We start from the raw sequence: 23313 nt of genomic DNA on the forward strand, positions 1-23313 counted from the left end.
CTTCTCTGGCAAAGTGGGGTATGGCGTTTAGGGCAGGATTTTACGCTTCAAGGAGGGGGCCGGGGAAGCGTTAGATTCTTTCCCCGGCACTAAAGGCTTACTTCAGGCGTGCTTGCGCCCAGGCAATGCCGCTGGCGTATTCGCCTGGCAGCAGCGGAACCAGCGCTTCCAGCGTTGCGCTGAGGCGGCCGGTGTCGCTGTCGCTGAGGTTAAGGTGGCCCACTTTACGACCCGGGCGAACCTCTTTGTCGTACCAGTGCAGATGCACCAGCGGCAGCTTCAGCCAGTCATAGTTGAGATCGGTACCAATCAGGTTAACCATCACCGACGGGCTGTTGACCACCGGCGGCGGCAGCGGCAGATCGGTAATGGCGCGCAGGTGCAGTTCGAACTGGCTAATCGACGCGCCGTTCTGCGTCCAGTGGCCGCTGTTGTGCACGCGCGGCGCCAGTTCGTTAATCAGCAGCCCGCCCGGCGTGATAAAACACTCCATGGCCATTACGCCGACGTAGTTCAGCGCTTGCATAATGGCGCTGAGCATGGCTTCTGCCTGCGCCTGCTGTTGGGCATTGGCCTGCGGGAAGGCAACGCTCATGCGCAGAATACCGTCCTGATGCAGGTTGTGGGTCAACGGATAAAATACGGTGCTGCCGTCGCGCGCGCGGGCGCCCACCAGCGACACTTCGCCGGAGAAATTAATCCCCTGCTCGACGATGCATTCGCCATAGCACTCTTCCGGCAGCTGCGCGGTATCGTCTTTGCGCAGGCGCCACTGGCCGCGGCCGTCGTAGCCGCCGGTGCGGCGCTTGACGATCGCCAGCTCGCCCAGACGGTCAAATACGGCCGGCCACTCTTGCTCGCTGGCCAGCAGTTGCCACGGGGCGGTGGCCAGGCCGAGCTTATCGAAGAGCTGCTTTTGCGTCAGACGGTCGGCGATAATCGGGAAGACGTCGCGGTTTACAAAAGCGGTATGCTCGGCCAGCTCGCGGGTCAGGGCGGTTTCCGGCCAGCGTTCAATTTCAGCGGTAATCACGCTCTGCTGGAACGGCACGGCGGCCGGGTCAGCTTCTAGTCCTACCGGCCAGACGGCAATGCCCAGCGGTTCACCGGCCTGACGCAGCATACGGCCAAGCTGGCCGTTGCCCAGTACGCAGACCTGCTTCATGCGGCACCTCGCGGGTCCGGGTTTTCCAGAACGTCATCGGTTTGTGCTTGGCGCCACTCGGCCAGACGCTGATGCAATTGCGCATCGTGCTGAGCCAGAATCTGTGCGGCCAGCAGCGCGGCGTTGGCGGCGCCGGCTTTACCAATCGCCAGCGTCCCTACCGGGATCCCGCGCGGCATCTGTACGATAGAGTAGAGACTATCGACGCCGCTTAATGCCGCGCTCTGTACCGGCACGCCCAGCACCGGTACCAGCGTTTTGGCGGCAATCATTCCGGGTAAGTGCGCTGCACCGCCGGCTCCGGCAATAATCACCTGGTAGCCGTTCTCTTCCGCCGTTTCGGCAAAACTGAACAGCTTATCGGGCGTGCGGTGGGCGGAAACCACTTCAACATGGTGAGGAACATTCAGAATATCGAGGATTTCTGCGGCGAACTGCATGGTAGCCCAGTCGCTTTTGGACCCCATCACGATGGCGATACGTGCCGGATTATTGCGGGAAGACATGCGTCTGAAAACTCCTGTGGGTGTGCTGCACACGACTTAGAGGCCACAGAGAATACCACGGAAAATGGGCAAGGAAAACGGTTGCGTCGCCGTGAAATGGCGTATTCAGACGGAAATTTAAAACGCGAAAGGAATCAGCTCAACGTCGTCCTGGGTCACTTTGACCATCGAGCCGTTGCTGTGCCATGCTCCGAGCACCACGCGGTGCGCCAGCGCGCCGTTGGCGTTGAGCTCATGGATAGCCGGACGATGCGTATGACCGTGAATCAGCCACTGCACCTGATGTTTTTCCATCACCGCGACGACGGCATTCTGGTTTACATCCATGATGTCCATCGACTTGTGGCTATTGGCGGCTTTGCTGTCGTGACGCATTTTCTGCGCAATACGGCGGCGAATAAACAGCGGCAGGGCGAGGAACAGCCTTTGAATCCAAGGAGTATGTACTTTTGCGCGGAAGGCCAGATAGCCGGGATCGTCGGTACAAAGCGTGTCGCCGTGCATAATCAGCAGCCGGCGGCCATAGAGATCGAGCACCTGTTCTTCGGGCAGCAGCAGCATACCGCTCTCGCGGGCAAAGCGTTTGCCTATCAGGAAGTCACGATTGCCGTGAATAAAGAAACAGGGTACGCCAGCGTCAACCAGCGATTTAATGGCCGCAGCCATTTCACGGTGCAGCGGATTCGGATCGTCATCGCCAATCCACGCCTCGAACAGGTCGCCTAAGATATACAGTGCGTCGGCCTGGCGAGCTTCACCGCGTAAAAAACGCAGAAAACCGGCGGTAATCGCCGGTTCTTCTGTTTGCAGGTGCAAATCTGCGATAAAAAGTGTCGCCACTAATTACTCGCTGACGGTCACGCTGGTGATCACAACGTCTTCTTTCGGAACGTCCTGATGCATACCGCTGCGGCCGGTGGAAACGCCTTTGATCTTGTCAACAACGTCCATACCTTCAACCACTTCAGCAAACACGCAGTAGCCCCAACCCTGCAGGCTTTCGCCGGAGAAGTTCAGGAAGTCGTTGTCGGCAACGTTAATGAAGAACTGGGCGGTGGCGGAGTGCGGAGCCTGAGTACGCGCCATGGCCAGCGTACCACGGGTGTTTTTCAGACCGTTGTTCGCTTCGTTCTTGATCGCTTCTTTGGTGGTTTTCTGCTTCATGCCCGGCTCGAAGCCGCCGCCCTGAATCATGAATCCGTTGATAACACGGTGGAAGATGGTGTTGTCGTAGAAACCTTCGCGGCAGTAATCCAGGAAGTTTTTAACTGTTTCCGGCGCTTTGTCGTCGAAAGTTTTGATAACGATGTCGCCGTGATTAGTGTGGAAAGTAACCATTTCTGCATCCTGTTCCGTTTATTGTGGTGCTTTCGCCCGACGGTGGGCGGCATATAGGCGTCTGTTATAGCATAAGCCGGGACATCGATCACCTTGCATTGTGTGCTGCTTCCGGGTTGAATTACGGGTAGAATATACCGTTTCAGGCGTATGCCCGGTTCACACACGTAAACATGGAATTCTCGATGCTAAAAATCTTCAATACAATGACCCGCCAAAAAGAGGAATTTAAGCCTATTCACGCCGGTGAAGTCGGCATGTACGTGTGTGGTATCACCGTTTACGATCTCTGTCATATCGGCCATGGCCGCACCTTCGTCTCCTTCGACGTCGTCGCGCGTTACCTGCGTTTCCTCGGTTATAAGCTGAAGTATGTGCGTAACATCACCGATATTGACGACAAAATTATCAAACGTGCCAATGAAAACGGCGAAAGCTTTGTTGCGCTGGTGGATCGCATGATTGCCGAAATGCACAAAGACTTCGACGCGCTGAACATTCTGCGTCCGGATCAGGAGCCACGTGCGACCCACCACATTCACGAGATTATTGAAATCACCGAACAGCTGATCGCCAAAGGCCACGCCTACGTGGCGGATAACGGCGATGTGATGTTCTCGGTGCCCACCGATCCCAACTACGGCAAGCTGTCGCGTCAGGATCTGGACCAGCTTCAGGCGGGCGCGCGCGTTGACGTGGTTGACGTGAAGCGCAACCCGATGGACTTCGTGCTGTGGAAAATGTCTAAAGAGGGTGAGCCGAGCTGGCCATCGCCGTGGGGCGCTGGGCGTCCGGGCTGGCACATTGAATGTTCGGCCATGAACTGCAAGCAGTTGGGCAACCATTTCGATATTCACGGCGGCGGCTCTGATCTGATGTTCCCGCACCATGAAAACGAAATTGCCCAGTCTACCTGTGCGCACGACGGCGAGTACGTCAACTACTGGATGCACTCCGGTATGGTGATGGTTGATCGTGAGAAAATGTCCAAATCGCTGGGCAACTTCTTTACCGTGCGCGACGTGCTGAAGTACTACGATGCGGAGACGATTCGCTACTTCCTGATGTCCGGTCACTACCGTAGTCAGCTGAACTACAGCGAAGAGAACCTGAAGCAGGCGCGTTCGGCGCTGGAACGTCTGTACACCGCTCTGCGCGGCACCGATAAATCCGTCGCAGCGGCGGGCGGCGAGGCGTTTGAAGCACGCTTTATTGAAGCCATGGACGACGATTTCAACACGCCGGAAGCCTATTCCGTCCTGTTTGATATGGCGCGTGAAGTAAACCGCCTGAAAACGGAAGATGCGCATGCGGCCAACGCGCTGGCGTCGCATATGCGTAAGCTCGCCTCTGTGCTGGGGCTGCTGGAGCAGGAACCGGAAGCCTTCCTGCAAAGCGGTGCGCAGGCTGACGACGGTGAAGTTGCGGAAATTGAAGCGTTAATTCAGCAGCGTCTGGATGCGCGTAAGGCGAAGGACTGGGCGGCGGCCGATGCCGCGCGTGACCGTCTCAACGAGATGGGCATCGTGCTGGAAGATGGCCCGCAGGGCACCACCTGGCGCCGTAAGTAATCTGGTCGGCCCCGCCGCGCGAATAGCGTGCGGTGGGGCCGTGCTTCATGCTCCCCCCTCCACGACTCCACCATATTCCTCTGATATCACCATCCACTCCCCGTAAGGCGTGCGAACGCGCAAAGGGCGGCTATTTCATCGATAACGTGCAGGGGAGTACCGCTGCGCGAAGCAGGGGAGAGTCTGAATGGGGGGAGAGAAATAAACCCGGCGTTGCAGCGCTCGGCCGGGAGACTGGCGGGATTATGCGGTAACGGTGATGCTCTGGCCTTCAAAACTCACCGTTTGACCGGCGATAATTTTGCAGCGTTTGCGGGTTTCGACCGCTCCGTCCACTTTGACCAGACCGTCGGCGATGGCGATTTTCGCCTGTGCGCCGCTTTCGCTCCAGCCTTCCAGCTTCAGTAAGTCACAGAGTTCCACATGCGGATGCTTACCCAAAGAAAATGTTGCCATCTTATGCCTTCTCCACGTCGTGATACTCTTCACAAGCTTGTAAGGTGTTTTCAATCAGGGTGGCAACGGTCATTGGACCGACGCCGCCCGGTACCGGGGTGATGTAGGATGCGCGCGCGGCGGCATCTTCAAACACCACGTCGCCGACAACTTTACCGCTTTCGAGACGATTAATCCCGACATCAATGACGATTGCGCCTTCTTTAATCCATTCACCCGGAATAAAGCCCGGCTTGCCGACCGCGACGATCAGCAGATCGGCGTGCTCGACGTGATGGCGCAGGTTTTTGGTGAAGCGGTGGGTGACGGTCGTGGTGCAGCCAGCCAGCAGCAGCTCCATGCTCATCGGGCGACCGACGATATTGGACGCGCCGATCACGACCGCGTTGAGGCCGTAGGTGTCGATGTTATAGCGCTCCAGCAGCGTCACGATACCGCGCGGGGTGCACGGGCGCAGGCGCGGCGCGCGCTGGCACAGGCGGCCAACGTTGTACGGATGGAAGCCATCGACGTCTTTGTCCGGCGCAATGCGCTCGAGGACTTTCACGTTATCAATGCCCGCAGGCAGCGGAAGCTGCACCAGGATGCCATCGATAGTGGCGTCGGCGTTCAGGGTATCAATCAGCGCCAGCAGCTCAGCTTCGGACGTGGTTTCCGGCAGATCGTAAGAGCGGGAGACGAACCCCACCTCTTCGCAGGCTTTGCGCTTGCTGCCGACATAAATTTGCGAAGCCGGGTTGCTGCCAACCAGCACAACGGCGAGCCCAGGGGCGCGTTTTCCTGCGGCAACGCGCGCCTTCACTTTTTCCGCAACCTCAGAGCGCACCTGCTGCGCAATCGTTTTACCGTCAATAATCTTTGCTGCCATCAGGGAAACTTTTCCATCTGTCATATACGAAGGGGGGATGCACATATTTTGTCAGATGCGAGGCTTGCTGTCAGGTATCGTTTGCGAGTTTTCATCGGAAAGTCGTTTTGTTGAAGACTTGAGCGATAGTTGGTCGTACTTTGTCCATCGTCGCTGGCGGCGCAGGTTTCGTTAGAAAATGGATTGACTCATCGGACTGTGACCGTATAATTCCACGCGTTTCACCCCCTCGAAGTGTCCACTTCTCAGTGCGCCCTTAGCTCAGTTGGATAGAGCAACGACCTTCTAAGTCGTGGGTCGCAGGTTCGAATCCTGCAGGGCGCGCCATTTATCCTTTTTTGCTTCCCTCCTATGCGTATTGGCAAGAGTGCGAATTTGCTCACATATTGTTCGCTGTGTGATTGTCTGTATCCGAAAACAGTGATTATACTGTATGTAATTACAGTGTCTTAACGGAGGCGGTATGGAATACGAAGTGAAGCAGGCTGCAGCACGTAAAATTGCCGGTTTTCATATGGTTGGCCCCTGGGAGCAGACGGTTAAACAAGGCTTTGAGCAACTGATGATGTGGGTCGAAGGTAAACAGATCCCCGCACAAGAGTGGCTGGCGGTTTACTACGATAATCCCGACGACGTCCCGCCGGAGAAGTTGCGCTGTGATACCGCCGTCACGGTACCTGAGGGTTTTGTTATTCCGCCAAACAGCGAAGGCGTGATGATGACCGAGGTTGAAGGCGGCCTGTATGCGGTGGCGCGCGCTCGCGTTATCGATCACGACTTCTCTACGCCCTGGTATCAGTTCTTTAATAGCCTGGCGCAAGATGAGGCGCATACCATGGCGCCAAAACCGTGCTTTGAGCTTTACCTGAACAACGGTGCGCAAGACGGTTACTGGGATATTGAAATGTATGTCGCGGTAGTGCCGAAGGCGTAATAAAAAACGCCAGAGCGCATGAGCGACTCTGGCGTTTAGTGCGCTGGCGGACATACGCCGTTGTCGGGATCTTAACGGAGCGCGTGGGCGATCGCGCTGAACATCAGCGAAGCCTCAAGCGGCTGAGCGCTGAAGGACGGTTCTGCCTGCGGCCACGTTGACCACTGAACGATCACCAGATTCTCCGCGCGGTTTACCATAATCATTTGCCCATAAATTCCCAGCGCCCACATAGAGCCTTTGAGAGACGTTTTTGCCGCGGGAACAACGTCGCGAGCATTAGCGGGAACTTCATTGTTCCACCATTGGTAGCCATAGATTCCCTGCGGATGTGCGGCGGAAACGGAGCCTTTTGCGGTCGTCCAGGCGGCGGAGTCCGAGACCCAGTTTTCCGGCAGTATCTGTTTGCCGTCAGGCAGACGGCCGTTGTGTAACACGAATTCACCAAAGCGTCCCCAGTCTTCCAGCGTAGCGTTAAAGCCATGCGCGCCAACGTTGTGCTGACCTTTGGCATAAGCGTGCCATACGCCATCATTTGCCATACCGTACGGTTGCCAGATGCTTTTCTCAAGGTAGGCCGCGAGCGTCATACCGGTAGCACGTTCCAGCACGTCGCCCAGGAGCCAGGCACCGCCGGATGAGTACGACCAGACTGCACCCGCCGGATGCGCGCGCTTCAACCCGGAGACCAGCCTGCGTACGCAATCATAGGTGCCTGGATGCGTCTCGCACTGCGTCAACTGAGCGAAATCAGACTGTGGATTGGTGTAATCCTCATTCCATGCGACCCCGGAGGTATGCTGAATCAGCTGCTTCAGAGTGACACCCTCCCAGGCGGTCCCCTTTAAGTCAGGCTCATACCGTGTGACCAGATCGTTCAACGAATGAATTTTGCCTTCCTTCAGCGCAACCCCAACCAGCGTTGAAACCACCGATTTGCCCACTGAACGCGAAGTCCACAGGGTGCTATCCGTATTGCCTTCGCCTAAATATTTCCAGGCTATCTTGCCGTCTTTCAGGACCAGCATGCCGCTCACATTCTGTCGTTTAATGTAATCCTGCAAATTCCATGTTTGCCCCTTCAACTGGTAAGTGGCTTGGGTGAGCGGTTGGTTTGCCATTTGCAGGGGGGTTGCATGACCGTGGTGGAAAACATCGCCCGCGTAGTTGCGATAATCGTTACGAAAGCCGATGACGCGCTCGGCCTGATCCCAGGTGAGCATCTTTTGCGTATCCGGCAGTTGAGCGTCAAACGGTGCCGGGCAGCGGGTTAATTCCGTCCCTTCGCAGGCGGCCATGGCCGGGGCGCAAAAGAAGGCTCCGGCAACCAGACCGGCCAGCAGACAATATTGTGCAGGTGAAGATTTTTGTTTTTGATTCATAGCGTTCTCGATTTTCGTTATACCCATAGACAGGTCACCGCGCAGAGAGGTGATACGGATGCAGTATAAAAATCGGCGGACTATAATAAAAAACGCAATATGGGGGGAAAACCCCACCATAAGAGCTTAAGGAGAGAGGTGTGCCGTCATTGTCGTATTCACTTGCCCAGCTTGAAGCCTTCACCGCCGTTGCCGAATATGGCAGCCTCGTCAAGGCGGCTATCAGGCTCGGAAAAGACCGCACGACGCTGCGCGATTTGATCGATCTTCTTGAGGATGGTCTGGGCTATGAACTGTTTGTTCGTCAGGGACGGTCGCTGCAGCTTACGCCTGAAGGCGAGCTGCTTCATCGTCAGGCCCATCTGCTGATTCGCCAGGCGCGGGCATTTGAGCAGTTTGCGCATCAGGTACCGGCCACCGATGTTCAGTCGCTTGAGGTCATGTACGATCCCTTCACCCCGCGCGCCTTTCTGCGGGCACTGATTGCGCAGATGGCCAAACGCAACGTGCGCTTGAGTCTGACCTGTACGACGCGTGAGCAAGGGGAGAGCGCGTTAGCAGCTGGGCAGGCCGATTTGGGTTTTTTTCAGGCCCATAATCGCAGCCTTGGTAATGAAATGGAGTGGCGCGCGCTCGGCAGCGTTGAGATGAATTTCTACGCCTCGCAGAGGCGTTTTGCCGATGTAGTACTGCCCTGTTCACTGCTTGACCTGTCGCTTATTCCGCAGATCGTGATGCACCCGGCGAGCGACATACCGGTGTCCCGTCGGCTGCAAATTGCGGGAAGCGTGATTTTTAGCAATGAGCGGGAAATGGTACGCAGTCTGATAGAGGCGGGATGCGGATGGGGATTTTTACCCACGCATTTTCATGCATCGCAATGGGCCGGAGTCTCCGTCGTGCCTACGGTGGTGGGTAACGAGGGTATCAGCCAGACGATGGTGGTCATCTGGCGTCCCGGCAGCGATAAACGCCCTATCATCGAAGAGGCGCTTGCTCATCTGCCCACGCTATGGCGTGAAGCCTCTGCCTCGTCGGTCGGCGGCAATCACTAGCCCGATCCCGGACAGGGTCAGTGCGATAGCCACCAGCATCCGCGTATCGAGCGTTTCGCCCATCAAGATAAGGCCTCCCAGCGCCGCGAGGCAGGGAACGCTCAACTGGAGCGTGCTGGCAGTGGTTGGGCTCAGTCGCGGTAGGATGGAATACCATAGCAGGTAGGCACCGCCAGACATCAGCGCCCCCGACGTGATGGCCAGCAGCAGCCCCGCCGCATCGGCGTGGATGGGCACGCCGCTCAGCACGAGCGCGACCAGCGCCATCGGTACGGCCAGCGTAAAATTGCCTGCCGTGGCCGCTGCCGCGTTCTGGACCTTTTTGCCGGTAATACAGTAGGCCGCCCAGGCCGCGCCGGAGATCATCATCAGCAACGCCGCCCCGCCGGAAGGATGACCCGCGCCCGGCAAGAGCAGCAACGCCAGCCCGGCCATTGCCCCCAGCATGCCCACGCTTTTGAGCCACGTCAGCCGTTCTCCACGCATCAGCCCCCAGCCGGTCATCACGCACTGCACCGTGCCGAAGAGTAACAACGCGCCGGCGGCGGTCGTTAATGACAGATAGGCCAGTGAAAAGGCGAAAACGTAAAGGGCCAGTAGCGCCGCGTTCAGGCCATTGAACTCTGGTTTTTTGGGGATGCCGGGCAGTCGTAGAAAAAGCAGCAGCGCGACCGCGCCGCTGATCAGGCGGAGGGCGCTGAAAGAGACGGCGTCCATATGCATACCTTTTAGCGCCAGCCGACAGAGCAGGGAGTTGGCGGCAAAGGCGGCCATGGTGAGCAGAATCTTGGGGAGCACGGAGAATTCCTCATCAAACGGTACGCTGATTATGCACGAAGCCGTCGCACGTCGCGCCATCGTTATTAGATGACATCCTGTTTTGAGTCACGTCTATTGACACTTGATTACGTAAAGATAATGAGTATAGTTCTCGTTCTCTTTTTTATTCACCGGTATGGTGCGGCAAACCCGGCAATCGATGAGGGTAGCTTACGGGGGCGCTGAAGCATGAGATCACGCTAAACCTGCTGTCGCCATCGGTGATTTTTGATTCCGGGAATGCTTCTATGAAAACCAAACTCTCCGCGCTGGCTCTGGCGATAAGCGCCGTCATGCCCGCCGCACAGGCTGATGATGCGGCAACGGCCAAAAAACAGCCTGAAACGATGATTGTTCAGGGCGTCGATGGCGGCGACTTTAAGGCCGGTGGTGAACAACTGGTGCCCGCCTACCTTGATGGGCAGGTGGCTCATGGTGGGCGCGTGGGGATGCTGGGCGAGCAGAAAGCGATGGACGTCCCGTTCAACGTTATCGGCTATACCTCGAAGCTGGTGCAGGATCAGCAGGCGAAAACCATCGCTGATGTGGTGAAAAACGACGCTGGCGTACAGGCAGTACAAGGCTACGGCAACTTTGCTGAAACCTATCGCATCCGCGGCTTTAAGCTCGACGGCGACGACATGACCATGGGCGGTCTCCCTGGCGTAGTGCCACGTCAGGTAGTGGATACTCAAATGCTGGAGCGTATTGAGGTCTTCAAAGGGGCGAATGCGCTGGTGAACGGCGCGGCAAGTTCCGGCGTGGGCGGCATGATTAACCTTGAACCGAAACGCGCTGAAGATATCCCAACGACGCGTATTGGCGTGGATTACACCAGCGATTCTCAGGTGGGTGGTTCGCTGGATGTTGGCCGTCGCTTCGGTGATGACAATCAGTTCGGCGTGCGCGTCAACGTGCTGCACCGTGAAGGGGAAGGCCGTATCGATAACGATAATCGCCGCACTACGCTGGCCTCGTTGGGTCTGGATTACCGTGGCGATCGCTTCCGTTCATCCTTCGATTTTGGCTACCAGAAAAAGACCTTCCACGGCGGTGAGATGGGCATAGGCTTCGCGGCGATTAGCGAAGTGCCGAAAGTCCCGGACAACGGCAAAAATACCGGACAGAAGTGGGGCTACAGCGATATCGAAAATGAATTCGGTATGGCCAAAGCGGAATACGATCTGAACGACAGCTGGACTACCTACGCGGGGTTAGGCGCGCAGCATGCGCACGAGCAGGGGATCTATGGCGCACCGAAACTGACCAACATCAACGGCGATGCTACCATCGGGCGTCTGGATACTAACCGTATTATCGATAGCTTCAGTGGTATGGGGGGCATTCGCGGTCGCTTTAACACTGGCGTGGTGTCACACAATGTTAACGTTGGCTATTCCGCGCAGATCCGCAGCGATGCCACCGCCTGGCGTATGTCGAACAGTAAAGCCAACCCGGTCGTTAATATTTACAACAACCATGATGTGAGCATGCCAGCGTACGCATCGGTGGGCGGTAACTATCACGATCCGCTGGTGACTGCGCGTAACCGTACTCAGGGCTGGCTGTTCAGCGATACCGTCGGATTCTTTGACGATACGCTGCTATTTACCGCCGCGGCGCGCAATCAGAAGGTGGTGATTCGTAACTACAGCAACGAGACGGGCCTGGAGACCACCACCTCCAGCTTTACCGAAAGTCGCTGGATGCCCACTTTTGGCCTGGTCTACAAGCCGTGGCAAACGGTGTCGCTGTATGCCAACCACACGGAAGCCCTTCAGCCGGCGGACAATGCGCCGAAAACGGCAAAAAACTATGGTCAGAGCATTGGGATCGCGCACTCCAAACAGGATGAAGTGGGCGTTAAGATTGACTACGCCCGCGTCGGCGGGTCGCTGTCGCTGTTCCAGATTACCAAACCGTCCGGGGTTCTGGATAACGACGGCTACTACCGCATGGATGGTGAACAGCGCAACCGGGGCCTTGAGCTGAACGTCTTCGGCGAGCCGGTACTCGGCCTGCGCCTGAACGGCAGTACGCTGTGGATCGATCCTGAAATGACCAAAACCAAAGGCGGCCTGAACGATGGCAACGATGCGATCGGCGTGTCCCGCTTCTATGCGGTGCTGGGTGCAGAGTATGACATTAAACCGGTTGACGGTCTGACGGCCACCGCGCGCGTCAACTATACCGGTTCTCAGTATGCTGATAGTGCCAACACCAAAAAACTCGACAGCTACACTACGCTGGATTTAGGGATGCGCTATCGCATGCACCTCAACCAGGAACAAAACGATTTGGTGTGGCGCGTGGGTGTGACCAACGTGACCAATGAAAAATACTGGTCCGGGGTCGACGATACCGGTGTTTACCTCTATCAGGGGGAGCCGCGTACGCTGAAAGTCGCAGTCAGCTACGACTTCTAAGTCATTGCAAAAATAAGGTTATTGCCCCGGAACGCTCGTCCTTCCGGGGCTTTTTGTTTCCGTCGTCCGGGTACTGATTGCCTTGCGGCAAGCCGCGCTAAGTGTTAAAAGGTGCCCCTTCCTATAAAAGCTACAGGGGTTAGACGTGAAAAACGCGTCCTCAGCATCCAGCCAGAATCAACCGGATGCTTCGTCGGAGCAGGGGCCGACGCTTCACCGCGGGTTACAAAACCGCCATATCCAGCTTATCGCCCTCGGGGGCGCCATCGGTACCGGCCTGTTCCTTGGCATCGGCCCAGCCATTCAGATGGCAGGCCCGGCGGTGGTACTGGGTTACGCCATTGCCGGTATTATCGCTTTTCTGATCATGCGCCAGCTCGGCGAAATGGTGGTGGAAGAGCCGGTATCCGGCTCGTTTGCGCATTTTGCCTATAAATACTGGGGGCCGTTCGCTGGTTTTGTTTCCGGCTGGAACTACTGGGTGATGTTCGTGCTGGTAGGCATGGCCGAGCTGACCGCCGCCGGGATCTATATGCAATACTGGCTGCCGGACGTGCCGACCTGGATCTGGGCGGCGGGGTTCTTCATCCTGATTAATGCCGTCAATCTGGTCAACGTGCGCCTGTACGGCGAAACCGAATTCTGGTTTGCGCTGATTAAAGTGCTGGCGATTATTGGCATGATCGGCTTTGGGATCTGGATGCTGGCCACCGGACGCGGCGGCGATCATGCCAGCATTGACAACCTCTGGCGCGACGGCGGTTTCCTCGCCACCGGCTGGAAGGGGCTGATTCTGTCGCTGGCGGTCATTATGTTCTCTTTCGGCGGTCTGGAGCTTATTGGTATCACGGCGGCGGAAGCGCGCAGCCCGGAAACCACTATTCCAAAAGCGGTCAACCAGGTGGTGTACCGTATCCTGCTGTTTTATATCGGCTCGCTGATTGTACTGCTGGCGCTGTATCCGTGGCAGGGCATCAAGTCAGATAGCAGCCCGTTCGTAATGATTTTTCACAATCTTGACAGTAACGTGGTGGCTTCTGCGCTGAATTTCGTCATTCTGGTGGCCTCGCTGTCGGTGTACAACAGCGGCGTTTACTCAAACAGCCGCATGCTGTTCGGCCTTTCCGTGCAGGGCAACGCGCCGCGTTTCCTGACCCGGGTCAGCCGCCGCGGCGTGCCGGTTAACTCGCTGCTGCTGTCGGGCGCGATCACCTCGCTGGTGGTGCTGGTTAACTATCTGCTGCCGCAGAAAGCCTTTGGCCTGCTGATGGCGCTGGTGGTCGCAACGCTGCTGCTGAACTGGATAATGATCTGCATGGCGCACCTCAAGTTCCGCTCGGCGATGCGCCGTAAAGGACGCGAGCCGAAGTTCAAAGCGCTGCTGGCTCCGGCCAGTAACTACGTTTGCATTGCGTTCCTGCTGATGATTCTGGTGCTGATGTGCACGATGGACGGTATGCGCTTGTCGGCGATTCTGCTGCCGGTGTGGGTGCTGTTCCTGTTTGTCGCGTTTAAAACGCTGCGCCGTAAGGCGTGATCGCTTAATCAGAAGGCGGCGCACTGAGCCGCCTTCTGCCGCACTCTGCGCGTCTTTTGCGCATTCTGTTTAAATTTCCCGCTGCTCGTTTATCGTGACCGCTCTCGCAAAACCGAACTGACACGCGCGATCTTATTTTTGTAATCGATTACTTTTCACGTGAGCTGTATTTGTAATCGATTACTTTTGAGGGTGAGAATATGGTGTCTACAACGGAAAGTCGTGAACGTAGCGGCGTACAGCACCGGCTGTTAGTGCCGCGCCTGTCGCTTATGATGTTTATGCAGTTTTTTATCTGGGGAAGCTGGTCGGTCACGCTCGGGCTGGTCATGACCCAGTACAACATGTCGCTGTTGATTGGTGATGCTTTTTCTGCGGGGCCGATTGCCTCGATTCTATCGCCGTTCGTTCTGGGGATGCTGGTTGATCGCTTTTTTGCTTCGCAGAAGGTCATGGCGGTCATGCACCTGCTGGGTGCGGCGATTCTGTGGTTCGTACCGCAGGCGCTGGTGGCGCAAAATGGAGCGATGCTGATAGCGCTGCTGTTTGGCTACACGCTTTGCTATATGCCGACGCTGGCGCTGACGAACAATATTGCGTTCCACAGTCTGAGCAATATCGACAAAACGTTCCCGGTGGTGCGCGTATTCGGCACCATTGGCTGGATTATCGCCGGTATTTTTATTGGCGTGACCGGTATTTCGGATACCACCGGCATCTTTACGCTGGCGGCGCTGTGTTCGGTCGTACTGGCGGTGTATAGCCTGACGCTGCCGCACACGCCAGCCCCGGCAAAAGGGCAGCCGCTCAAGCTGCGCGATCTGTTCTGTGCCGACGCTTTTGCGCTGCTGAAAACCCGTCACTTCCTGGTATTTGCGGTCTGCGCCACGCTGATCTCGGTACCGCTAGGCACCTACTACGCCTATACCGCCTCGTTCCTGGCCGATGCGGGCGTCGCGGATGTCAGTACCGCGATGTCCTTCGGCCAGATGTCAGAAATTATTTTCATGCTGATTATCCCGCTGTTGTTCCGACGTCTTGGCGTGAAGTACATGCTGCTGATTGGCATGCTGGCGTGGTTCGTGCGCTACATGTTTTTTGCGCTGGGCATCAATGAAGAAACGCGCTTCCTGCTGTATCTCGGCATTCTGCTGCACGGTGTGTGCTACGACTTCTTCTTCGTGGTGGGCTTTATCTATACCGACCGCGTGGCGGGCGAAAAGGTCAAAGGGCAGGCGCAAAGCATGGTGGTGATGTTTACCTACGGTATCGGCATGTTGCTCGGATCGCAGATTTCCGGCGCGCTGTATAACCATCTGGTGGCCGGGCAAACCGTTCCGACGGCCTGGGTGAGTTTCTGGTGGATTCCCGCCGTCGCAGCGGTGGTTATCGCATTGATTTTCCTTGTCTCGTTTAAATACAACGAGCAAGAGCAGGCGTGAATTTTTAAGGAGGGGGTATGAAAACTATCAAGGGACCGGGCATTTTTCTGGCGCAGTTTATCAGCGGTCAGCCGCCGTTTAATACGCTGGACGGGCTGGCGGAGTGGGCGGCGGGGCTGGGCTTTAAAGCGCTACAGCTACCGTGCAACCACCCGACGATATTCGACCTGACGCAGGCGGCGGCGAGCCAAACCTATTGTGATGATATCGCCGGGCGGTTAGCGGAACGCGGGCTGGCTATCAGCGAACTGTCAACGCATCTGGAAGGGCAGCTTGTCGCCGTTAACCCAGCCTACGACAGCGCTTTTGATGCTTTTGCTCCGGCGGCGCTGCGCGGCGATCCGACGGCGCGGCAGCAGTGGGCGGTCGCCAGCGTTAAAATGGCGGCGCAGGCTTCGGCGCGCCTGGGTCTGAAGGCGCATGCGACTTTCTCCGGTGCGCTGGCCTGGCCCTATTTTTATCCGTGGCCGCCGCACAATGCGGCGCTGCTGGATGAGGCGTTTAAGGCGCTGGCAAGCCGCTGGCGGCCAATTCTCGACTGCTTTGATGAGCACGGCGTCGATCTGTGTTACGAGATCCACCCCGGTGAGGATCTGCATGACGGCGTGACCTTCGAGCGTTTTTTGCAGCAGGTGGGGAATCACCCACGCTGCCATATGCTGTATGACCCTAGCCATCTGCATTTGCAGCATATTGATTATCTTAGCTATATCGATATTTACCATTCGCGCATTCGCGCTTTTCACGTTAAAGACGCCGAGTTTCAGCGCAACGGGCGTAGCGGCGTTTACGGTGGCTATCAGAACTGGGCGCAGCGCGCCGGGCGTTTTCGCTCGTTGGGCGACGGCGATATTGATTTCAAGAAGATATTCAGCAAATTAACCCAGTACGACTTTGACGGCTGGGCGGTGATGGAGTGGGAGTGCTGCCTCAAGGATGCGCAAACCGGCGCACGCGAAGGCAGTGAATTTATTCAGCGACATATCATCCCCGTCTCCGCGCGGGCGTTTGATGACTTTGCCGCCGGTAGCGAGGTTCGTGGATGATTCAGGTTGGTATAGTGGGTTCAGGTTTTATTGGCCCGGCGCATATTGAAGCGCTGAGGCGACTGGGGGATGTTGAGGTGGTGGCGCTGTGCGATGCTTCGCTGGAGCAGGCGCAGGCAAAGGCGCGGCAGCTCAATATTCCATCCGCCTACGGTGATGTCGAGGCGCTGCTGGCGCATCCTGGGCTACAGGTGGTGCATAACTGTACGCCTAATTTTCTGCACGCCTCGGTCAACCGGCAGATTTTACGTGCGGGGAAACACGTCTTCTCTGAGAAACCGCTGTGCATGACGCCGGAGGAGGCGCGCGAGCTGGAACAAATGGCGCAGGATGCGGGCGTGGTCCACGGCGTCAGCTTCGTCTATCGCCAGTTTGCGATGGTACAGCAGGCGGCCAGTATGATGCGTGCAGGCCAGACCGGCCGTCTGTTTTCAGCCTACGGCGGCTATCATCAGGACTGGATGCTGCTAGAACACGACTTTAACTGGCGAGTCGATGCGGAGCAGGGAGGCGTATCGCGCGCGGTGGCCGACATCGGATCGCACTGGTGTGACACGGTGCAGTTTGTTACCGGACGGCGAATTGTGGAAGTGATGGCCGATCTGGCTATCGTCTGGCCGACGCGCAAGGCCAGCCTTGACGCTCAGGCAACGTTTAGCGAACGCGGCGAAGCGCTGGCGTATCGCGATGTCCCGGTCACGACGGAGGATGCCGGCTCGGTTTTGTTCCGCTTCGATGACGGCAGCAAAGGCTGTTTTAGCGTCTCGCAGGTCAGCGCCGGGCGTAAAAATCGTCTGTATTTTGATATTAACGCCAGCGCCTGTTCGCTTGCCTGGGATCAGGAAACGCCGCAACAGCTGTGGATTGGTCAGCGTAGCCAGCCCAACCAACTGCTGAGCGATGACCCCGGGCTGCTGAACGGCGACGTGGCCGGGCAGGCACACTTCCCCGGCGGTCATAGTGAAGGCTGGCCTGACGCGTTTAAAAATATGATGGGGTATTTCTACCGTGCCGTGCAGAGTGGGAAAATGCCAGCCGCCGCTGAACGCCGTTTTGCCTCGTTCAGTGAAGGGGCGAATGTGATGTATATTGTTGATGCTATTGTGAAAAGCCATCAGCAGAGACGCTGGATACACGTTGAACAATAACCCTGTGCCCGGTACGCCGGGCACGTTTTTTGTGGTAGCCTGCACGCAAAGCGTTAACTGCAGGGAATGGCGTTGTATGTCAATTCAGAAAATCGCTCAGCTGGCGGGCGTTTCGGTAGCGACCGTGTCGCGCGTGCTGAACAACAGCGAAACGGTGAAGGCGAAAAACCGCGAGCGTGTTCTTCAGGCCATTAAAGAGAGCAACTACCAGCCTAACCTGCTGGCACGACAGCTACGCACGGCGCGTAGCTCAATGATTCTGGTGATGGTATCGAACATCGCCAACCCGTTCTGCGCCGAGGTGGTGAAGGGCATCGAAGAAGCGGCGGAAAAGAACGGTTACCGTATTCTGCTGTGCAACTCCGGTTCGGATATTGAGCGTTCGAAATCCGGCCTGCGTCTGCTGACCGGCAAAATGGTCGACGGTATTATCACTATGGATGCGTTTACCCGCCTGCCGGAGCTGACGACCGTGATTGGCGACGCGCCGTGGGTTCAGTGCGCCGAGTACGCTGATGCGGGCGACGTTTCCTGCGTGGGGATCGACGACGTCAAGGCTGCCGAACATGCGGTGGGCTATCTGGCGGCGCTCGGGCGTCGGCACATTGCGCTTATCAACCATGACCTCAACTACAAATATGCGCGCCTGCGTGAACAGGGCTATAAGAACGTGCTGGCGCGGGAAAGCCTGGCGTACCAACCGGTAGAATACGCCAGCGACCTTAGCGCCGCTGCGGGCAAGGCGGCGATGAAAAAGCTGCTGGCGATGAACCCGCGTCCTGATGCCGTGTTTGCGGTATCCGACGCGCTGGCGGCGGGAGCCCTGCGCGCCGTGGAGCAGGCGGGGCTGCGCGTGCCGCAGGATATTGCGGTGGTGGGTTTTGACGGTACGGAGCTGGCCGAAATGGTGTCACCGCAGCTGACGACCGTGGAGCAGCCGTCGCGTGAGATTGGCGCCCACGCCGTCGCGCTGCTGCTCAACAAAATCGAAAACCCCGACGCCCGTCCAGAACGAACCATGCTGGACTGGCGCTTTATTTCACGCGCCAGCGCCTGATTATTGCTGCCCCATCGCGCCTGCCAGGGCGCGAATATCGTTACCGGTCGGCGACTGATGAATCCGTAAGCCAAACTCTTCGACCACGGCGAAAATATGGTCAAAAATATCGGCCTGGATGCTTTCATATTCCGCCCACACTACGGTATTGGTGAAGGCGTATATCTCAATCGGTAAACCGTTATTATCCGGTGCCAGCTGGCGAACCATTAGCGTCATATCTTTGCGAATGCGCGGATGGTTACGCAGATATTCATTGAGGTAGGCACGGAAGGTACCAATATTGGTCATCTTGCGCAGGTTCAGCACAGAGCCATCGCCGCCGTGCTCCTGATTCCACAGGCTAATTTCCTCATGACGCGAGTCCATATACGGTTTTAGCAGGCGTGCCTGAATTAACCGCTGTTGCTCTTGCTCGTCAAGAAAATGCACGCTAGTGGTATCAACATTAATGCTGCGCTTAATGCGACGGCCGCCCGAAGCCGACATGCCGCTCCAGTTTTTGAATGAGTCAGAGACCAGCGACCAGGTGGGGATGGTGGTAATGGTATTATCCCAGTTCCGCACTTTGACGGTAGTTAAACCAATATCGGTTACCGCGCCGTCGGCCCCGTATTTCGGCATCTCCAGCCAGTCGCCGAGCTTCAGCATGTCGTTTGCAGAAAGCTGAATTCCCGCCACCAGACCGAGAATCGGATCCTTAAATACCAGCATTAATACCGCCGCCATTGCCCCGAGGCCGCTGATTAAAATAGCCGGCGATTGCCCCAGCAGTAGCGAAATCATCAGAATGCCAATCAGGATCGCGCTGACCAGCTTAACGCCCTGGAATATCCCCTTCAGCGGTAGCTGCGAAGAGAATGACAGCTTCTGTGACAGGTTAAAAATAACGTCCAGCAGCGAGAAGAACGACAGCAGCGCATAAAGCATCACCCACAGCTGGGCGGCGGTGGTTAATATTTGCGCCGCATCGCTGCCTTTTTGCAGCCACAGTACGGCCTGCACGTTGACGATAATCCCCTGCAGGGTAAACGCCAGCCGGTGGAAAAGTTTATTCTGCGTAATAATTTGCAGCCATAAATGGCTGCTGGCCTGCGCGCGTTTTTCAAAGGTGCGTAGCACCACCCGATGGAGTATCAGATGGACAATGATGGCAGTGAGAAAAATAATACCAAAAATGATGATCAATGAATTGGTATGGTTTATTTCAATGCCCATCTCTTCTATCTGTGTAATCAGTTCCTGCATAACATCTCCTGTATAGCCAGCTAATTATAATGGCTGCGATGGCTATATTATGCAAACGGCTATACAGGAACTTAAGGTTACGACGTTGCCAGCGCCGGACGGTGGTTTAAATGATGGCGCAGACAGATAGCGATGACCGCAAGCGCCAGCATCATCACCGCTTCTACGCCGAGAAAGCCGATCATCGCATCGGTATAGCTGCCGCGGTGGCTATGCATGAGCGCCAGCAGCAATGAACCAAACACCGCGGGACCGAGGCCCAGCGTGGCCTGCTGTAGCGTGCTTAGCAACGCACTGCCGGCGCCCGCGTCGTTGGCGGTGATGTCGCGCATTCCTACCCGATAGAAGCAGTTCACGATCAGCGCCTGACCGTAGCCAATCAGCGCCGTCGACGGCGCCAGCGCCAGAGCGGTTGTCGCATGCGCAAAATGATGGAAGGTTGCCATCAGCAGCAGCAGACCGCTTATCTGTATGGCCAGACCCGCAAGCAGAATCCGCCCCATGCTGTGGCGAGTAATCAGCTTAGGCGCATACAGCGCCGAGACGAAATAGGCTACGCCCAGCGCCACAAAGCTGTTACCCGATTGCCATGGCGCCATGCCCAGACCAGACTGCATGGTGAGCGCCATGCAGAACATAAAGCCGGACCAGGCGCTGAAAAACAGCAGGGCGATCGCCATACCAAAGCGGACGCTGGCGAGCTGGAGCAGACGCGGGGGCAGCAGAGGATGCTCGCCGCGTCGCTGTTGACGTAGCGCGCTGGCACGCATCCACCACAGCAGCGGAATAATCGCCAGTAGCATCAGGCGCAGCGGCCACGGCCAGCGGAGTTCCGGCCCCAGCGCCATCGGGAACAGCAGACAGCACAAAATCAGTCCAAGGCTAAAAGTGCCCTGCCAGTCGATTCGGGTATGCTCATCGCGGCGGGTTTCCGGCACGTAGCGGCGGCTATAGGCCAGCACCAGCAGGCCTATCGGCACGTTGATAAAAAAAGCATTACGCCAGCCGAGCCCGGCAATATCCGCGGAAACCAGCCAGCCGCCGCACATCTGCCCGACGATAAACGAAATGCCGCCAATGCCGCCGTACAGGCTGATGGCGCGAGCGTGGGCGCTCCCTTTCAGCGTCACGTGCAGCGTGGCGAGAATTTGCGGCACGATGAGCGCTGCCCCTGCGCCCTGTAAGGTGCGGGCGGCCAGCAGGGCGGTGATTGAGTTCGCGAGCCCGCACAGTAAGGACGCGAAGCTAAAGATTGCCACGCCCCACATAAACAGACGGCGGCGGCCATAGTTGTCGCCAAGTTTACTGCCCATCGCCAGGCAGACGGCGAACGCCACGCCGTACAGTGCGACGATCAGCTCCAGTTGGGTGGGGCTGGCGTGCAGTGATGCGGTGATGGAGTCGAGGGCGACGTTGGTGATCGAGGTGTCGATCTGGGGCAACATCAGGCCGGTTAACAACAGGAAAAGCCCCGCGCGACCGGGGGAAACAGCAGACGTTTTCATGGTAGCTCCATTGCGTCGTTCAGCGAATGGACGTAGCATCGCTGATTCAATAAACGGGTACCAGTTCCTGGTTATACGGGTATTGGCACTACCATGCTGGAGAGATGATGAGCCTTATTACCCCGGGTGAAGCCGCCGCACCGACCGCGCGGCAGGACGATAGCCGCAAGCAGTTGGGCGCTTTTCTTCGCGCGCGGCGGGAAAGCCTCGATCCGCAGCGCCTGGGGCTACCGCGCAGCGGGCGGCGGCGCACACCCGGCCTGCGCCGTGAAGAAGTGGCGATGCTGGCAGACGTTGGCGTGACCTGGTATACCTGGCTGGAACAAGGGCGCGAGGTTAACCCCTCGGTGGCGGTGATGCAGGCGATTGCCGAGGCGCTGCAGTGCAGCGAGCTGGAGACGCGCCATCTGTTCGTGCTGGCTGGGCTGAAACCGCTGGAGTCTGCCTACGTGCCGCTTTGCGAAGGTATCAGTCCAGGCGCGCGCCGCATGCTCGACAGTTTGCTGCCGCAGCCGGCCAGTATTCAGCGTGCGAATTTCGACATTGTGGCGTGGAACGACGCGTTTTGTCGGCTGATGGGCGTCGATTTTTCGACCATTCCTGAAGACGATCGAAACTGTATTTATCTGTATCTGACGCATCCCGGCTGGCGCAGCCGCCTGGCGAATCGCGACGTGCTTGCGACATTTGTGTCTTACTTCCGTGCCGCCATGGCTGAACATCGCGGTGACGCGGCGTGGGAGAACAAGCTGGCGCGCTTCTTTGCCGCTTCAAGCGAGTTTGAGGCGCTATGGCATCAGCGCTATGACGTGCGCGGCGTTGAGAATCAGATCAAAGATTTTCACCATCCTGAGTTCGGCGATTTTCAGCTGCAGCAGATGTACTGGTACTCTGCGCCGCGTAATGGCTCACGTTTGCTGGTGTACTTACCGGTGGATGATATTGGGGAAGCGGTGCTGGCGAAGCTCTAGTCCGAAAGCGGTTCCGGCGCCGCCGCGCGTGTCCGGGCTACGCAATAAGAGTAGCCCGGCTACGCACAGCGCCGCCGGGGCTAAATCAGATCTCAGTAATCACCGTTTCTTCCGGCAGGCGAGATTTCGGCAGCGTCTTGTTGAAATCTTCTACGCTGTGGTAGCCCACCGGCACGACAACCAGGCTGGTATAGCCTTTTTCTTTCAGGCCAAATTCTGCGTCGAGAACATCGGCGTCGAAGCCTTCGATGGGTACTGCGTCCAGGCCCATTGCGCCCACGCCCAGCAGGAAGTTGCCGACGTTCAGGTAAACCTGACGCGCGGCCCACTGGTCATCGTCGTGACGATCTTTACGGTGCAGGTCGGCAAAGAAAGTGCGGCCTTTGTGGTTCGCGGCTTTCGCTTCCGGCGTCGCAAAACGGCCGTCGGCATCTTCCTGGTCGACGACTTTTTCCAGCCAGGCATCGTCGATGGCGGTTTTGGCGCAGAATACCACCACATGAGAAGCATCCAGCATTTTACGTTCGTTAAACACGTAGCCGCCCGCAGCGGATTTCGCCACGCGCGCTTTGCCTTCGTCGGTACTGGCGACGATAAAGTGCCACGGCTGAGAGTTCGTGCTCGACGGGCTATAACGCAGCAGGGTATTGAGATGAGCTGCCTGCTCGGCGGTTAACTTTTTGCTGGCATCAAAGGCCTTGGTGGAATAGCGCGCTTTTGCAACGGAAACGATATCCATAAAAACTCCTGAATGATGATAGACACCGCGTATCGGTGCGTTGAATCAAAGCAGGGTACCGCGCGCTGTGACAAATGAGAAGGGTGTTAAATGCGATAAC

At 57.2% G+C, this 23313-nt stretch carries 21 protein-coding genes and 1 tRNA gene; 11 read left to right on the top strand and 11 right to left on the bottom strand.

The genetic code is table 11. From position 1 onward, the window contains the following. Positions 1-97 precede the first annotated feature (97 nt). The 4 genes from purK to ppiB form a co-directional block, all read right to left on the bottom strand. A complete protein-coding gene (purK, locus tag H7R58_RS06110; protein ID WP_182929362.1) occupies positions 98-1165 on the bottom strand; it encodes a 5-(carboxyamino)imidazole ribonucleotide synthase in 1068 nt (355 codons plus the stop codon). Next, on the bottom strand, positions 1162-1671 hold the full coding sequence (gene purE, locus H7R58_RS06115) for a 5-(carboxyamino)imidazole ribonucleotide mutase (protein ID WP_106930507.1): 510 nt from the start codon (positions 1669-1671) through the stop codon (positions 1162-1164). Before purE ends, purK begins: the two co-directional genes overlap by 4 nt. 117 nt (positions 1672-1788) lie before the next feature. Further along, on the bottom strand, positions 1789-2511 hold the full coding sequence (gene lpxH / locus H7R58_RS06120; RefSeq protein WP_106930505.1) for a UDP-2,3-diacylglucosamine diphosphatase: 723 nt from the start codon (positions 2509-2511) through the stop codon (positions 1789-1791). Positions 2512-2514: 3 nt separating this feature from the next. Continuing rightward, entirely contained in the window at positions 2515-3009 is a 495-nt protein-coding gene (gene ppiB, locus H7R58_RS06125; protein WP_106930503.1) for a peptidylprolyl isomerase B, read from the bottom strand. 185 nt (positions 3010-3194) lie between these two features. Between ppiB and cysS the strand changes: the two genes are divergently transcribed. Beyond that, complete coding sequence (cysS, locus tag H7R58_RS06130) at positions 3195-4580, top strand: cysteine--tRNA ligase (protein ID WP_106930501.1); 1386 nt, start codon at positions 3195-3197, stop codon at positions 4578-4580. Positions 4581-4823: 243 nt separating this feature from the next. Here the strand turns inward: cysS and ybcJ are convergent, their stop codons facing one another. Together ybcJ and folD are read right to left on the bottom strand one after the other, a co-directional pair. After that, on the bottom strand, positions 4824-5036 hold the full coding sequence (gene ybcJ / locus H7R58_RS06135; RefSeq protein ID WP_106930499.1) for a ribosome-associated protein YbcJ: 213 nt from the start codon (positions 5034-5036) through the stop codon (positions 4824-4826). A 1-nt stretch (position 5037) separates the two neighbouring features. After that, positions 5038-5904 (bottom strand): bifunctional methylenetetrahydrofolate dehydrogenase/methenyltetrahydrofolate cyclohydrolase FolD, encoded by an 867-nt coding sequence (gene folD / locus H7R58_RS06140; RefSeq protein WP_182929361.1) that lies wholly within the window; start codon positions 5902-5904, stop codon positions 5038-5040. 250 nt (positions 5905-6154) lie between these two features. Here folD and H7R58_RS06145 point away from each other — a divergent pair. Together H7R58_RS06145 and sbmC are read left to right on the top strand one after the other, a co-directional pair. Continuing rightward, positions 6155-6231, top strand: a tRNA-Arg gene (locus tag H7R58_RS06145). Positions 6232-6367: 136 nt separating this feature from the next. Then, positions 6368-6838, top strand: coding sequence for a DNA gyrase inhibitor SbmC (gene sbmC / locus H7R58_RS06150; protein WP_182929360.1), 471 nt, complete (start codon positions 6368-6370; stop codon positions 6836-6838). Positions 6839-6909: 71 nt separating this feature from the next. Here the strand turns inward: sbmC and H7R58_RS06155 are convergent, their stop codons facing one another. After that, the gene (locus H7R58_RS06155; RefSeq protein WP_182929359.1) at positions 6910-8220 is read right to left on the bottom strand and encodes a serine hydrolase domain-containing protein; all 1311 of its coding nucleotides are present in this window, start codon (positions 8218-8220) and stop codon (positions 6910-6912) included. A 140-nt stretch (positions 8221-8360) separates the two neighbouring features. On the opposite strand from H7R58_RS06155, the gene H7R58_RS06160 reads away from it, so the two are divergent. Next, complete coding sequence (locus H7R58_RS06160) at positions 8361-9275, top strand: LysR family transcriptional regulator (protein ID WP_106924761.1); 915 nt, start codon at positions 8361-8363, stop codon at positions 9273-9275. Here the strand turns inward: H7R58_RS06160 and H7R58_RS06165 are convergent. Continuing rightward, a complete protein-coding gene (locus tag H7R58_RS06165; protein WP_182929358.1) occupies positions 9231-10073 on the bottom strand; it encodes a DMT family transporter in 843 nt (280 codons plus the stop codon). The two genes, H7R58_RS06160 and H7R58_RS06165, sit on opposite strands and share 45 nt — an antisense overlap. Positions 10074-10318: 245 nt before the next feature. Here H7R58_RS06165 and H7R58_RS06170 point away from each other — a divergent pair, with 245 nt between their 5' ends. The 6 genes from H7R58_RS06170 (at position 10319) to H7R58_RS06195 (ending at position 18750) form a co-directional block, all read left to right on the top strand. After that, positions 10319-12520 (top strand): TonB-dependent receptor, encoded by a 2202-nt coding sequence (locus H7R58_RS06170; protein WP_413774318.1) that lies wholly within the window; start codon positions 10319-10321, stop codon positions 12518-12520. A gap of 145 nt (positions 12521-12665) precedes the next feature. After that, the gene (pheP, locus tag H7R58_RS06175) at positions 12666-14057 is read left to right on the top strand and encodes a phenylalanine transporter (RefSeq protein ID WP_106924760.1); all 1392 of its coding nucleotides are present in this window, start codon (positions 12666-12668) and stop codon (positions 14055-14057) included. A gap of 200 nt (positions 14058-14257) precedes the next feature. Next, entirely contained in the window at positions 14258-15499 is a 1242-nt protein-coding gene (locus H7R58_RS06180; RefSeq protein ID WP_106924759.1) for an MFS transporter, read from the top strand. A 17-nt stretch (positions 15500-15516) separates the two neighbouring features. Beyond that, positions 15517-16545: a sugar phosphate isomerase/epimerase family protein gene (locus H7R58_RS06185; RefSeq protein ID WP_182929356.1), complete on the top strand. Its 1029-nt coding sequence runs from the start codon at positions 15517-15519 to the stop codon at positions 16543-16545. After that, entirely contained in the window at positions 16542-17693 is a 1152-nt protein-coding gene (locus H7R58_RS06190; protein ID WP_182929355.1) for a Gfo/Idh/MocA family protein, read from the top strand. The genes H7R58_RS06185 and H7R58_RS06190 overlap by 4 nt, the downstream gene beginning before the upstream one ends. A gap of 76 nt (positions 17694-17769) precedes the next feature. Then, on the top strand, positions 17770-18750 hold the full coding sequence (locus H7R58_RS06195; RefSeq protein WP_106924756.1) for a LacI family DNA-binding transcriptional regulator: 981 nt from the start codon (positions 17770-17772) through the stop codon (positions 18748-18750). Here H7R58_RS06195 and H7R58_RS06200 read toward each other — a convergent pair whose 3' ends face one another. Next, a complete protein-coding gene (locus H7R58_RS06200) occupies positions 18751-19998 on the bottom strand; it encodes a mechanosensitive ion channel family protein (RefSeq protein WP_182934676.1) in 1248 nt (415 codons plus the stop codon). Between the two features lie 77 nt (positions 19999-20075). Next, positions 20076-21503: an MFS transporter gene (locus tag H7R58_RS06205; protein WP_106924754.1), complete on the bottom strand. Its 1428-nt coding sequence runs from the start codon at positions 21501-21503 to the stop codon at positions 20076-20078. A 107-nt stretch (positions 21504-21610) separates the two neighbouring features. On the opposite strand from H7R58_RS06205, the gene H7R58_RS06210 reads away from it, so the two are divergent. Next, entirely contained in the window at positions 21611-22474 is an 864-nt protein-coding gene (locus H7R58_RS06210) for a helix-turn-helix transcriptional regulator (RefSeq protein ID WP_182929353.1), read from the top strand. Positions 22475-22559: 85 nt separating this feature from the next. Here the strand turns inward: H7R58_RS06210 and nfsB are convergent, their stop codons facing one another. Then, positions 22560-23213 (bottom strand): oxygen-insensitive NAD(P)H nitroreductase, encoded by a 654-nt coding sequence (gene nfsB, locus H7R58_RS06215; protein ID WP_106924752.1) that lies wholly within the window; start codon positions 23211-23213, stop codon positions 22560-22562. Between the last annotated feature and the right edge of the window lie 100 nt (positions 23214-23313).

This window comes from Klebsiella sp. WP4-W18-ESBL-05, assembly GCF_014169075.1.
Lineage (GTDB): Bacteria > Pseudomonadota > Gammaproteobacteria > Enterobacterales > Enterobacteriaceae > Kluyvera > Kluyvera ascorbata_B.

Coding starts and splice junctions, on each gene's coding strand:
- H7R58_RS06210 (WP_182929353.1), top strand. CDS start 21,611: ATGAGCCTTATTACCCCGGGTGAAGCCGCCGCACCGACCGCGCGGCAG.
- ybcJ (WP_106930499.1), bottom strand. CDS start 5,036: ATGGCAACATTTTCTTTGGGTAAGCATCCGCATGTGGAACTCTGTGAC.
- H7R58_RS06200 (WP_182934676.1), bottom strand. CDS start 19,998: ATGCAGGAACTGATTACACAGATAGAAGAGATGGGCATTGAAATAAAC.
- folD (WP_182929361.1), bottom strand. CDS start 5,904: ATGGCAGCAAAGATTATTGACGGTAAAACGATTGCGCAGCAGGTGCGC.
- H7R58_RS06180 (WP_106924759.1), top strand. CDS start 14,258: ATGGTGTCTACAACGGAAAGTCGTGAACGTAGCGGCGTACAGCACCGG.
- cysS (WP_106930501.1), top strand. CDS start 3,195: ATGCTAAAAATCTTCAATACAATGACCCGCCAAAAAGAGGAATTTAAG.
- purE (WP_106930507.1), bottom strand. CDS start 1,671: ATGTCTTCCCGCAATAATCCGGCACGTATCGCCATCGTGATGGGGTCC.
- sbmC (WP_182929360.1), top strand. CDS start 6,368: ATGGAATACGAAGTGAAGCAGGCTGCAGCACGTAAAATTGCCGGTTTT.
- H7R58_RS06155 (WP_182929359.1), bottom strand. CDS start 8,220: ATGAATCAAAAACAAAAATCTTCACCTGCACAATATTGTCTGCTGGCC.
- ppiB (WP_106930503.1), bottom strand. CDS start 3,009: ATGGTTACTTTCCACACTAATCACGGCGACATCGTTATCAAAACTTTC.
- H7R58_RS06195 (WP_106924756.1), top strand. CDS start 17,770: ATGTCAATTCAGAAAATCGCTCAGCTGGCGGGCGTTTCGGTAGCGACC.
- purK (WP_182929362.1), bottom strand. CDS start 1,165: ATGAAGCAGGTCTGCGTACTGGGCAACGGCCAGCTTGGCCGTATGCTG.
- nfsB (WP_106924752.1), bottom strand. CDS start 23,213: ATGGATATCGTTTCCGTTGCAAAAGCGCGCTATTCCACCAAGGCCTTT.
- H7R58_RS06185 (WP_182929356.1), top strand. CDS start 15,517: ATGAAAACTATCAAGGGACCGGGCATTTTTCTGGCGCAGTTTATCAGC.
- H7R58_RS06190 (WP_182929355.1), top strand. CDS start 16,542: ATGATTCAGGTTGGTATAGTGGGTTCAGGTTTTATTGGCCCGGCGCAT.
- H7R58_RS06205 (WP_106924754.1), bottom strand. CDS start 21,503: ATGAAAACGTCTGCTGTTTCCCCCGGTCGCGCGGGGCTTTTCCTGTTG.